Origin of the sequence: Enterobacter sp. HK169 (assembly GCF_001719105.1) — a bacterium.
Classification (GTDB): Bacteria; Pseudomonadota; Gammaproteobacteria; order Enterobacterales; family Enterobacteriaceae; genus Enterobacter; species Enterobacter asburiae_B.
In genome coordinates this window covers 567,030-579,194 of sequence record NZ_CP017087.1, presented here as the reverse complement: position 1 = coordinate 579,194, position 12,165 = coordinate 567,030, and the positions used below count along the sequence as shown (strand labels likewise).

The following is a 12,165-nucleotide window of genomic DNA, read 5'->3' as shown; positions in this document are numbered from 1 at the left end:
GGAGTCAGCTATGAGTGATACTAAACAACGTACGAACGCTTACCCGCAGCCCCCGTTCCCGGAACAGCCTCAGACGCCGCCGGGACTGGCATCCGAAATGCAGCCTGTACCCGACCACGGGGAAACAAGCTACAAAGGACATGGCCGCCTGGCCGGCAAAAAAGCGCTGATTACCGGCGGTGACTCCGGTATTGGTCGCGCGGTCGCTATCGCCTATGCGCGTGAAGGCGCTGACGTTGCCATTAACTACCTGCCCGAAGAGGAAAAAGACGCCGCTGAGGTCATCGACCTGATTGAAGCCGAAGGTCGCAAGGCTATCGCGCTGCCTGGAGACGTCCGGGACGAAACCTTCTGTCAGAATCTGGTCGAAGAAGCCGTGTCGAAACTGGGCGGGCTGGACATTCTGGTTAACAACGCCGGCCGTCAGCAGTTCCGTGAATCGCTTGAGGAACTGACCACGGAAGATTTTGACGCAACGTTTAAAACCAACGTTTACGCTCCGTTCTGGATCACCAAGGCGGCCCTGCGCCACCTGAAAGCGTCGTCCGTTATCATTAATACCTCGTCCGTTCAGGCGGTGAAGCCCAGCCCCGTGCTGCTGGACTATGCCCAGACGAAAGCCTGTCTGGCGGTATTCACCAAATCCTTAGCCAAACAGCTGGGTCCGAAAGGCATTCGCGTCAACGCGGTTGCTCCTGGCCCTTACTGGACGGTTCTGCAGTCCAGCGGCGGGCAGCCGATGGAAAAAGTGAAGGAGTTCGGTGGCGACACCCCGCTGGGACGTCCGGGCCAGCCCGTCGAGATTGCCCCGCTGTACGTCACGCTGGCCTCGGATGAATGTTCATTTACGTCCGGCCAGGTGTGGTGCTCCGATGGCGGCGACGGCGTGATCTAAACCGGTAGACGATCCCCCTCCGCAGTGAGCAATAAACGAACAAGGATGTTCGCTTTTATTCCCCCGCCAAAAAACCTGTTGTAACTCAAACAGATCAAATGTTAAAAATATTTTGCTATCAGGTTATCAAAATTAAACAACTTAACTTGTCACCCGCATCGCTCTGTTTTTAACATCGCCTATGGAAAAAAATGGTCTGTTCAGTCAGCGCATACGCTTGCGCCATTTGCATACATTTGTGGCCGTCGCTCAACAGGGAACGCTGGGGCGTGCGGCTGAAACTCTCAACCTGAGCCAGCCTGCGCTCTCAAAAACCCTCAACGAGCTGGAACAGCTGACCGGTGCCCGTCTTTTTGACCGCGGCCGGCTGGGGGCGCAGCTTACCATCGTGGGCGAACAGTTCCTCACGCACGCCGTTAAAGTGCTGGATGCGCTCAATACCGCTGGCCAGTCCCTGCACCGAAAAGAAGAGCAATCCAGTGAGGTGGTGCGCGTGGGCGCTCTGCCTACCGCGGCGCTGGGCATTCTTCCGCCCGTTATCGGCCAGTTCCACAAGCAGCAGCGGCATACCACGATTCAGGTCGCCACCATGAATAACACCATGCTGCTCGCGGGGCTGAAATCCGGCGAACTGGATCTCGGAATCGGCCGCATGTCCGACCCTGAGCTGATGGGCGGCCTCAACTATGAACTGCTGTTCCTGGAGTCTCTGAAGCTGGTGGTTCGTCCCGATCACCCCCTGCTGCAGGACACGGTAACGTTAAGCCGCGTGATGGAGTGGCCGGTAGTGGTCTGCCCAAAAGGGACCGTTCCCCGCCAGACCGCCGAAACCTTGCTGCAAATGCAGGGGTGTACGCTGCCCTCAGGGTGTATCGAAACGCTATCGGCCTCGCTTTCACGGCAGCTTACGCTGGATTATGACTACGTCTGGTTCGTCCCCTCCGGTGCGGTGAAAGATGATTTACGTCAGGGAACGCTGATCGCCCTGCCGATTACCTCCCCCGGCCCCGGTGAACCTATCGGCATTTTGACCCGCGTAGACACGCCGCTTTCAACGGGCGCGCAGACGCTGCTGAGCGCTATCCGTAAATCAATGCCGGTCTGACACTTTTCTCCCTTCACCCTAACCCTTTCTGAAAGGCTGAGGGTTCGCCATAAAATAATGCATGCACAGACGGCCCCCTCTCCCTGGAGGGAGAGGGCTGGGGTGAGGGGGAACATACGGCTCTGGTGGTCATTCCGTTCACTTTATATTCTTTGCTACTCTGTAACGACATGGCCTGTGAACGTGCCAGGGTGGCTCAGTCGCCACCACCCTGGCGACCCGGGCTCCCGGCGGTAAATCGCCGCTTCGCGGTCCCTTCGGCTTATTCCTTCCGGCTTATCGGGGACGGGCGGAGGTAACATCCCTGTAAAGCCCGCCCTCTCGGCGCATCCCTGCGCCTCGCCCCGGCCGGAAGGCAAACGCCTCAGCGATTTACAGCCGGACCAGGGCGTCGCTATAAGCCATTCATTTTCCTAAAGCAACATTCATCGCTTCATGTTGAGAAATTACAGGGGGATCCTGCAGCCCCCATAGGGCCAGCAAACTGTTCCATCCGACCTCACTTCCTGCGCCCTAATCAATTAATGCGAAATCATTCATTAACAATTGCGTAAAACAATTTAACAGTTTTATCATAGTGACGAATTCACCAAATGGTTCGTAAATAATTTTACAACCCCGAATTCACCCGTATTAATCATTCTTCCCTCCGCATTTATTACCCAACTGGTACACACCCAGCACGGCGGGGGGATCTTAAGGAGACAGAAATGGCATTTGGCAGCGCGCCACGTGGGATACCGCGTATCCTGCAGTGGCTCCTTGCCGGACTGATGTTGCTCATCGGTCTGGCAGTCGGCGGGCTGGGCTTTAAGCTCGTCACCGTAGGCGGAAGTGGATACTTCCTGATAATGGGCGTGGTGATGGTGATTGCCGCGATCCTGATTTTCCTCAATCGCAGCAGCGGGATCGTACTTTACGCCATCGCCTTTATTGCCTCGCTGTTCTGGGCGGTAGGCGATGCGGGCTGGGATTTCTGGCCGCTCTTCTCTCGCCTGTTTACCTTTGCCGTACTGGCCTTCCTCTGCGCCATCGTCTGGCCTTTCCTGCGCGCGGCAAACCACCGCGCCGCGAACAAGGCTCCCGCTTTTGGCGTCGCGGCCGTGCTCGCGGTGGCGATGCTGGTCAGCCTGGGCTGGATGTTTAAGCCGCAGACCCTCGTGGCAGCGAACGAGCCCGTTCCGGTGAAACCCGTCGCCCCCGGCGAGCAGCAAAAGAACTGGGCGCACTGGGGCAATACCACCCACGGCGACCGTTTTGCCGCGCTGGACCAGATTAACAAGCAAAACGTCCGCGATCTGAAAGTCGCGTGGGTTGCGCACACCGGCGATATTCCGCAGAGCAACGGCTCCGGCGCGGAAGATCAGAACACGCCATTGCAGATTGGCGACACGCTGTACGTCTGTACCCCGTACAGTAAAGTGCTGGCGCTGGACGTGGATTCCGGCAAAGAAAAATGGCGCTACGATTCCAAAGCCACGGCGCCTAACTGGCAGCGCTGCCGCGGTCTGGGCTATTTTGAAGACCATTCCAGCGTGACAACGTCACAGGCAGAGACACCGCCTGCGGCATGCCCTCGCCGCCTGTTCCTGCCGACCACCGACGCCCGCCTGATTGCCATCAACGCGGATGACGGCAAGGTCTGTGAAGACTTCGGCGACCATGGCACCGTGGATCTGAGCGTCGGCATGGGCGAGATCAAGCCCGGATATTATCAGCAGACCTCCACGCCGCTGGTCGCAGGCAATGTGGTTGTCGTCGGCGGTCGCGTCGCGGATAACTACTCCACCGGCGAACCGCCGGGCGTGGTGCGCGCCTACGACGTGCACACCGGTAAGCTGGCGTGGGCGTGGGATCCGGGTAATCCGAACCTGACCGGCCTGCCGCCGGAAGGCCAGACCTACACCCGCGGCACGCCGAACGTCTGGTCAGCAATGTCCTACGACGCTAAGCTGAACCTGATCTACCTGCCAACCGGCAACGCCACCCCGGACTTCTGGGCGGGCGAACGTACCGCGCTGGACGATAAGTACAGTTCCTCCATCGTCGCCGTCGACGCGACCACCGGTCAGGTGCGCTGGCATTTCCAGACGACCCATCACGACCTGTGGGACTTTGACCTGCCTTCCCAGCCGCTGCTGTACGACCTGCCCGACGGTAAGGGCGGTACCACGCCCGTGCTGGTGCAGACCAGCAAGCAGGGCATGATCTTCATGCTTAACCGCGAAACCGGCAAGCCGGTGGCGAAGGTAGAAGAACGTCCTGTCCCGGCGGGTAACGTTGAAGGTGAACGCTACTCGCCGACCCAGCCGTATTCCGTTGGCATGCCGATGATTGGCAACCAGACGCTGACCGAATCCGACATGTGGGGGGCGACGCCTGTTGACCTGCTGCTGTGCCGCATTCAGTTTAAAGAGATGCGTCATCAGGGCGTCTTCACCCCGCCGGGTCTCGACCGTTCCCTGCAGTTCCCTGGCTCACTCGGCGGGATGAACTGGGGTAGCGTCTCCGTTGACCCGAACAACAGCCTGATGTTCGTCAACGATATGCGCCTGGGCCTGGCAAACTACATGGTGCCGCGCGCTAACGTGGCGAAAAACGCCAGCGGCATCGAGATGGGCATCGTACCGATGGACGGCACACCGTTCGGCGCGATGCGCGAACGCTTCCTGTCGCCGCTGGGCATTCCGTGCCAGAAGCCGCCGTTTGGCACCATGTCGGCCGTTGACCTGAAAACCGGCAAGCTGGTGTGGCAGGTGCCTGTTGGCACGGTGGAAGATACCGGGCCGCTGGGCATTCGTATGCACATGCCAATCCCAATCGGCATGCCGACGCTGGGCGCATCACTCTCTACCCAGTCCGGCCTGCTGTTCTTCGCCGGCACGCAGGATTTCTACCTGCGCGCGTTTGATACCGCCACCGGGAAAGAGATCTGGAAAGACCGTCTGCCTGTCGGCAGCCAGTCCGGCCCGATGACCTACGTGTCGCCGAAAACCGGTAAGCAGTACATCATCATCAACGCCGGGGGCGCTCGCCAGTCGCCGGATCGCGGGGATTACGTTATCGCGTACGCGTTACCCGATAAGCAATAAGATGTGAAAAAGGGACCGAAAGGTCCCTTTTTTGTAGGTCAGATTTTGTAGGTCGGGTAAGCGAAGCGCCACCCGACACTGCCGACAACTCAGAACGTCTCCCAGTTATCCCCGGAAACCGTCGCCGCCGGACGCAACGGCGCGTTCTTCGCCACTGGCGCAGACGTCACCGCGCGGCCCGACTTTGCACCGCTCAGACGAAACGCCCCGACCGCCTCGGTCAGACGCGCGCCCTGTTCTTCCAGAGACGCGGCGGCCGCAGAGGCTTCTTCCACCAGCGAGGCGTTCTGCTGGGTCACTTTATCCATCTCAGAAATCGCCTGGCTCACCTGCACGATACCGCGGCTCTGCTCATCGGACGCGGCGGCAATCTCCAGCATGATGTCAGTCACGCGTTTAACCGCTTCGACGATTTCATTCATGGTGTTACCGGCAGCCACAACCTCACCGGAGCCCTGGTCGATCAGCGAGACCGATTCGTTAATCAGGCTTTCGATCTCTTTTGCGGCATTCGCACTGCGGCTTGCAAGGGTTCGGACTTCGCTTGCCACCACGGCAAAACCGCGCCCCTGCTCGCCCGCCCGCGCCGCTTCTACCGCCGCGTTAAGCGCCAGGATATTGGTCTGGAACGCAATGCTGTTGATGACGGCGGTGATCTCGGAGATTTTTTTCGAACTGGTGGAGATATTGCCCATGGTTTTGACCACGCCTGAGACCATCTGGCCGCCGCGGCTGGCTTTCCCGGAGGCATCTTCCGCAAGCTTGCTGGCATGATGGGCGTTATCGGCGTTCTGTTTCACCGTCGCGGTCAGCTGTTCCATGCTTGCGGCGGTTTGCTCAATGGCCGCAGCCTGCTGTTCGGTACGCGAAGAGAGATCGGTGTTACCGGCAGAAATCTCGCTCGTGCCGCGGTAGATCTCCTCCGCCCCCTGACGTACGGTGCCTACGGTGTTTTCAAGCGAGTGCTGCATGGTTTGCAGATCGCGCGTCAGGCGGCCAATTTCGCTGCGCCCGGCCACGTCGTCCGGCATCGTCAGGTCGCCTTTGGCGATATTCTCGATACGTTTCGCTGCACGCTGCAAAGGATTGATTACCGTGCGGCGGAGCACGACAAAGGTCATCGCCGTCAGCACCAGCGCCAGCGCAAACGCGCCCACCATAAACATCAGGCCCAGCTGCGTGCGGCTGTGCGCCTGCGCCGTCAGCGCATTGGCACGCTCGGTACGGATCTTAATCGCCTTCAGCAGCACGGCGTTGTAAGCGTCATCCAGCGGACGCGCCGTTTCGTTTTCGTGGTTGATAATCGCTTCGAACATGCCGTTTTTGGCGAATTTCACCATCGGCTGCATGCCCGCAATATAGGCGTCGTACCGCGCCTTGAGATCCTCATCCAGCGCTGCGCCCTCAGCGGTGCGCACGGCACGATTCATATAGGCGGTAAAGCTCTCCTGGGACTGCTTAATACGCTTTTCAGCCTCGCTGATGTTCTGCTTCATCGCATCCATCTCCGCGATACGGCTTGCCGCACCGGCGTGGATCAGGTTGATACGCGCGGTTCGCAGATGGTTTGAGCTGTTCGACAGCCCCATACGCACCTGAATTTCGGATGTGACATCCTGCTGATCGTTATCGGCCTGCAGCAGGAAATACCCCGCCAGACCCGAGCTCAAGGCGAACAGAAGAATAATGCCACCGAGAATGGAGGAAAACAGCGGAACCAGCCTGATGTGATGCAAGAAGCCCAGCTTGCGCTGCGCCTGCATCGAAGTAGTGTTGTCCATGACCGTCGACTCTCTTGTAGGTAAGATGCGTAAAAACACGCCTGTTAAATAGTCATCGGCACGGCAGAGATTTAGATTACGGCTAAAAACGCCGCACTGGTCACACTTTAGAGAAGATTATTAAAGAAACGCCAGCGGTGAAAAACCGCTGGCAGAAGAGCTACTTGTCGCCGAAATGAATGACGGTACGGATGGATTTTCCTTCGTGCATCAGATCGAACGCGTCGTTGATCTGCTCCAGCGGCAAACGGTGGGTAATGAACGGGTCGAGCTGAATCTTGCCGGCCATGGCATCTTCAACCATACCCGGAAGCTGGGTACGGCCCTTCACGCCGCCAAACGCGGAACCGCGCCACACGCGCCCGGTGACCAGCTGGAATGGACGGGTTTTAATCTCCTGGCCCGCGCCGGCCACGCCAATGATGATGCTCTCGCCCCAGCCTTTGTGGCAGCACTCCAGCGCGGAACGCATCACGTTCACGTTGCCGATACATTCGAAGCTGAAGTCAACGCCGCCGTCGGTCATCTCAACGATGACATCCTGAATCGGTTTTTCGTGATCCTTCGGGTTAACGAAATCGGTCGCGCCCATTTCACCCGCCAGCCTGAATTTCTCCGGGTTGGTGTCGACCGCGATGATACGACCGGCTTTCGCCTGCACCGCGCCCTGAATGACCGCCAGACCAATGCCGCCGAGACCGAACACCGCAACGGTGTCGCCCTCTTTGACTTTTGCCGTGTTATGCACCGCGCCGATACCGGTGGTCACGCCGCAGCCCAGCAGGCAGACTTTATCCAGCGGCGCCTGCGGGTTCACCTTCGCCAGGGAAATTTCCGCGCATACGGTGTACTCGCTGAAGGTGCTGGTGCCCATGTAGTGATAAACAGGCTCGCCGTTATAGGAGAAACGGGTGGTGCCGTCCGGCATCAGCCCTTTCCCCTGAGTGGCGCGAACCGCCTGGCAGAGGTTGGTTTTACCGGATTTACAGAACTTACACTCGCCGCACTCCGCCGTGTACAGCGGGATAACGTGATCGCCAGGCTTCAGGCTGGTCACGCCCTCGCCCACTTCCACCACAATCCCGCCGCCTTCATGACCCAGCACCGCCGGGAAGACGCCTTCCGGATCGTCACCGGAGAGCGTAAACGCATCGGTATGGCACACGCCGGTATGGGTGATTTTGATCAGCACTTCGCCTTTCTTCGGCGGTGCCACGTCGATTTCAACGATTTTCAGCGGCTGGCCGGGACCAAATGCAACTGCAGCGCGAGATTTCATCATGTCTTCCCTTTTTGTCAGGTGTGTGGGTTTATTTTAGATAAGAGCGCAGCAAATGGCCGACTTCTGCCATGCGTACGGCTCGCTGATCCGGCGTGGTTTCCCCCGTCACCAGCTCATCTTTGAGGTGAATTTCAACCATTTCGCCCATCAGGCCATTGGCAGCCCCGCGCACGGCGGCGATTTGCTGCAGGATGGCCAGACAGGGGTCGCCCGACTCCAGCGCGCGTTCAAGGGCATCAACCTGACCCCGAATGCGGCGGACGCGAGTAAGAATACGTTTTTTATCTTCGGGTGAATGTGGCATACGCCCTCCTGATACTATAGGGGGGTATGGTATTTTACTTACCTGGCGATGTAAACCTTCTATTTCCGTTGCAAAATCAGCGTATCTACCGCATATCATCAAGCAAGAGAATGAAACCTAAAAATATATAACCATATGAAATATATAATTTTTTAATAACATTATTTGCCTAACCGAATTGAAGATCCCGTTGTTTAGTGACGATTTCATATACAACAGGAGTTAACACATGGCATGGAACAAACACGCTGCGGCCCTGCATGCACGCCAGAGTGCCGGCATTTCATCGCAAAAACGCTGTGGTGAATTTACTCGCAAGGCAATACGAGCAGGTGGCGTGGATATTGGAAATGCACCCAATGCAAAAGACTATGGCAGTAACCTTGAACGAGCAGGTTTCAGAGTTTTAGGGCAAGGTGAAACATTACAGGAAGGCGATGTGGTTGTTATTCAGCCCTATGAGGGAGGAAATCCGGCAGGTCACATGGCGATTTATGACGGTACAACCTGGTACTCTGATTTCAGACAAAGAAATATGTGGGGTGGTCCGGGATATCGCTCCGCACGCCCTGCTTATAAAATTTACAGGAAAAGCTGATGCGTAACGTTCTTTTGATGTGCCTGTTACTGACAGGATGTGCAACACAGATGGATACGCCGGAAAAACGCACTCATGACTTTTATACGTTTTACCTCACGGCTTTCGTTACAGACAGCAAAGAAGATAATCTCGATTCCCCAAAAATGCGTGAGTATATCGCGCGAGACACGCTCTTCCGACTGCAGAGAATTTTCTCTCTCTATGAGCAGGAAATTATCGGTTCCGACTATTTTACCTATACGCAAGACTATGCCGCGGAGTGGATCCCTGACCTAAGCGTAAGCAACGCGATAAACTCTGCGTCCGGAAAACTTGTTAACGTCGAGCTGGGTGTGGGTCATGAGCAGAAGCTGCAGTTAAACGTGTATCTGCGCAATGAAGACGGTAAGTGGAAAATATATCGCGTCACCGATGCGAGCCATCATTTTGAACAGTATATTTTTGACGACAGGGCGATTGCTGCCGCACAACGATATGCCGCAAGTATAACGTCCCCCTAATCTCTCTTTTCTTGTGTCATGCCAGGACATATGTCCTGGCATTTGTGTTTTCATAATTTACCCGGCATTGACGAGCCCTTGTTCACAACGAATGTCATCAATCATTTATCGTCCTGTCGCGACGGTGTTCCTGCGAACTACACGTTTAATCATAGAGTTACGATATTGTACTTTCCTCCCCGGCCGCATCTCTTTTTATCGTGAGCGCTTGAACAACCCTACCAATTTTAGTGTAAAACAATAAATGTTTATTGTTTTACGATAATCTCCAGGCTAGCCTGCACGCACTTCAACTTACCCTTTGCCAGGAGAGGCATCGAATGAAAAGAAGTCTGCTGTATGGCGTTTCGCTCGCGGGGATCGCGCTTTGCGCCCCCGCACGCAGTGCGGATCTGTCCGGTTACGCGGGACTGGGCGTCGCGGTCAGCCCCGTTTATTCGGGATCGCAGCATTACGCGCCCGGGCCGCTACTTAAAGGCGGCCTGAGTCTGAAGAGTAAAGACTATGGGCAGTGGGATCTCTCTACGGAAGGTCTTGCATGGACATATAGCCCCGACGCCCCGTTTGCCGTGAGCCTGCTGCTGGCCTCTGATGAGGGGCGAAAAGAGACAGTTAACTATCCCTTCTCCGCCCGAAAAAACCGCGACCTGCAGGGAATGGGCGATATGTCCGACATGCTGATGGCTGGCGCGGAGATGCGTTATCACCGCGAGGACTGGACGATATGGCTGCGGGCGTTAAGCGCAACGCAAAAACACCGGTACGGTGGCGAGACGCAGCCGCAGGCGAGGACCGTGAACAGCGGCGTAAAGTCCACCCTCTGGCGCGGGCAGGACGTCGAGTTTTCGGTCGCAGGTGACATCACCTGGGCGAACGGCGGCTATCAGCAGCGCCATTATGGCGTCACCGCGAACCAGTCTCAGCGCACTGGGTTTGAGGCATATTCACCCTCATCGGGTTTGCAGGAAGCTGGGGTCGATAGCGAACTGGTCTGGCACATCAGCGAAAATCTGGCGGCTGGGGTGGCCGGCCGCGCAGCCTGTCTGATTGATGAAGCGGGTCAGAGCCCGCTGGTGAAAAGCCGCATACAGTACACCCTGTCATCCATGATCCAGTACGAGTTCTGAGGCGAAAACCATGAATAAACGGTATGTGTACAGCCGCAGGCGACTCTTAGCCGCAGGGGTGGTTTTTGTGTCGCTGATTGCTGCAGGCATCTACCTGCAGCCGGGCGTCAGCACTCCGTCCCCGCGCCAGACGGGAGATGCAACCATAGTCTCGTTCCTGACGCCATTACTCAGCGGTGCGCGAGGCAGCGTTGCCGTCGCATTCATTACGCCGAAAGGCGTGCAGTACGCTCTGTGGGACAGCGATTTTACGAAACAGTATGAAATCGCCAGCCTGACCAAAACCATGACCAGCAGCCTGCTGATTGAGGCGCAGCGACGCGGCGAAGCGGCGCCACAAACCCGCGTCGGTGAACTTATTCCGGAGATAGCGGGCCTGGCGAGCGATATTACCCTGGCGCAGCTGGCTTCGCACCGCTCCGGCCTGCCGCCGCTGGCGACGTCGTTACCCGAGAAAGTTCAGGTCATTAAAAGCATCATCCTGCGTGACAATATCTGGAACTTCGATGAGGAGACATTAATAGAGATGGTGAATAAAGCCAGCGTCGAACGCCCGGCTGAATTTGACTATTCCAACACCGGCTACGCGCTGCTGGGACTGGCGCTGGCGCGTGCATCGCATCAATCTTTTGCTCATCTCCTGCAAACGCGAATTTTCGCTCAGGCGCATATGACAGACTCCGTCGTCGCCAGCGATACGACGCCCGCCTCTTTCGCATTCAGCCGCGGTCGGTCCGCTTCCGGCCTGAGCGAAGCGCCGTGGGTCATGCACGCGTTTGCCCCTGCCGCAGGCGTGCGCTCAACCATTGTCGACATGGCCCATTACGCGCAGTCGCTGCTGGAAGGAAAGCTCGCATGGAGCGACGCAATGACGCCACAGTTTGCGACTGACGATCCCGATTCACGCGTAGGCTATGGCTGGTTCACCACGCGCATTCAGGGGCGCGATATCACCTGGCATGATGGTGAATCGTCAGGGTTTGCTTCCGCTATTGCCTTCGACCGACAGCGTAAAAGCGCCGTGGTGATCCTTTCCGACACCGCGTGGCCGGTGGTTGTCCCGGCCATACGGCTGCTGTTAGCCCAGCCATATCAGGCAGCAGAGGCGCATCATGAACTGGATTGATATTCTCTGGGCGATACTAACCTTCGTCTCGGCCCTGCTGTTTACGTGCGGAGCCTGGGCCGCGCGGTATAAACTTCGGCTGGTGAACACAATGCTGACCGTCGGAATCATTCTCTATAGCATGGAGATGATGCAGACCATCACCCATCTGAACAGTTCAGGTTACTTTTTCAGAATGCTCACCTGGGTGATTCAGGCCTCTTATCTCGCCATTAGCGTGTATCACGTGTGGCCAAAACCGTGGATGAAACGCGGCGCTAACTGTCTGAACGGTGGCAAGATTGCCATCGCGCTGATGCTTATGTCATGCTTGAGCATGCTGGTCTTAAAATAATATGAAATATTCAGGAAG

At 57.0% G+C, this 12,165-nt stretch carries 11 protein-coding genes; 8 read left to right on the top strand and 3 right to left on the bottom strand.

Features of this window, described 5'->3' with window-relative positions; genetic code table 11:
- Positions 1 to 10 precede the first annotated feature (10 nt).
- The 3 genes from EnteroDNA1_RS02810 to EnteroDNA1_RS02800 all read left to right on the top strand — a co-directional run bounded on the left by EnteroDNA1_RS02810 (position 11) and on the right by EnteroDNA1_RS02800 (position 5,092).
- Positions 11 to 895, top strand: coding sequence for an SDR family oxidoreductase (locus tag EnteroDNA1_RS02810; protein ID WP_023311668.1), 885 nt, complete (start codon positions 11 to 13; stop codon positions 893 to 895).
- Between the two features lie 181 nt (positions 896 to 1,076).
- Positions 1,077 to 2,000, top strand: a complete 924-nt coding sequence (locus EnteroDNA1_RS02805; RefSeq protein ID WP_033145495.1) for a LysR substrate-binding domain-containing protein — start codon at positions 1,077 to 1,079, stop codon at positions 1,998 to 2,000.
- Positions 2,001 to 2,710: 710 nt separating this feature from the next.
- A complete protein-coding gene (locus EnteroDNA1_RS02800; RefSeq protein WP_069302803.1) occupies positions 2,711 to 5,092 on the top strand; it encodes a glucose/quinate/shikimate family membrane-bound PQQ-dependent dehydrogenase in 2,382 nt (793 codons plus the stop codon).
- Between the two features lie 89 nt (positions 5,093 to 5,181).
- On the opposite strand, the gene EnteroDNA1_RS02795 is transcribed toward EnteroDNA1_RS02800, so the two are convergent.
- The 3 genes from EnteroDNA1_RS02795 to EnteroDNA1_RS02785 form a co-directional block, all read right to left on the bottom strand.
- On the bottom strand, positions 5,182 to 6,873 hold the full coding sequence (locus tag EnteroDNA1_RS02795; protein WP_069302802.1) for a methyl-accepting chemotaxis protein: 1,692 nt from the start codon (positions 6,871 to 6,873) through the stop codon (positions 5,182 to 5,184).
- A gap of 160 nt (positions 6,874 to 7,033) precedes the next feature.
- Positions 7,034 to 8,152, bottom strand: coding sequence for an S-(hydroxymethyl)glutathione dehydrogenase/class III alcohol dehydrogenase (locus EnteroDNA1_RS02790; protein ID WP_064672938.1), 1,119 nt, complete (start codon positions 8,150 to 8,152; stop codon positions 7,034 to 7,036).
- Between the two features lie 31 nt (positions 8,153 to 8,183).
- On the bottom strand, positions 8,184 to 8,459 hold the full coding sequence (locus tag EnteroDNA1_RS02785; protein ID WP_003857256.1) for a metal/formaldehyde-sensitive transcriptional repressor: 276 nt from the start codon (positions 8,457 to 8,459) through the stop codon (positions 8,184 to 8,186).
- Between the two features lie 229 nt (positions 8,460 to 8,688).
- Between EnteroDNA1_RS02785 and EnteroDNA1_RS21590 the strand changes: the two genes are divergently transcribed.
- The 5 genes from EnteroDNA1_RS21590 (at position 8,689) to EnteroDNA1_RS02765 (ending at position 12,147) form a co-directional block, all read left to right on the top strand.
- Complete coding sequence (locus tag EnteroDNA1_RS21590; RefSeq protein ID WP_071891545.1) at positions 8,689 to 9,057, top strand: NlpC/P60 family protein; 369 nt, start codon at positions 8,689 to 8,691, stop codon at positions 9,055 to 9,057.
- Positions 9,057 to 9,560: a YbjP/YqhG family protein gene (locus tag EnteroDNA1_RS02780; protein ID WP_047061850.1), complete on the top strand. Its 504-nt coding sequence runs from the start codon at positions 9,057 to 9,059 to the stop codon at positions 9,558 to 9,560. The genes EnteroDNA1_RS21590 and EnteroDNA1_RS02780 overlap by 1 nt, the downstream gene beginning before the upstream one ends.
- A 320-nt stretch (positions 9,561 to 9,880) precedes the next feature.
- Positions 9,881 to 10,687: a MipA/OmpV family protein gene (locus tag EnteroDNA1_RS02775; protein WP_048978812.1), complete on the top strand. Its 807-nt coding sequence runs from the start codon at positions 9,881 to 9,883 to the stop codon at positions 10,685 to 10,687.
- A 10-nt stretch (positions 10,688 to 10,697) separates the two neighbouring features.
- The gene (locus EnteroDNA1_RS02770) at positions 10,698 to 11,813 is read left to right on the top strand and encodes a serine hydrolase domain-containing protein (protein ID WP_058840632.1); all 1,116 of its coding nucleotides are present in this window, start codon (positions 10,698 to 10,700) and stop codon (positions 11,811 to 11,813) included.
- Complete coding sequence (locus tag EnteroDNA1_RS02765) at positions 11,800 to 12,147, top strand: hypothetical protein (protein ID WP_048978814.1); 348 nt, start codon at positions 11,800 to 11,802, stop codon at positions 12,145 to 12,147. The genes EnteroDNA1_RS02770 and EnteroDNA1_RS02765 overlap by 14 nt, the downstream gene beginning before the upstream one ends.
- Positions 12,148 to 12,165: the final 18 nt, after the last annotated feature.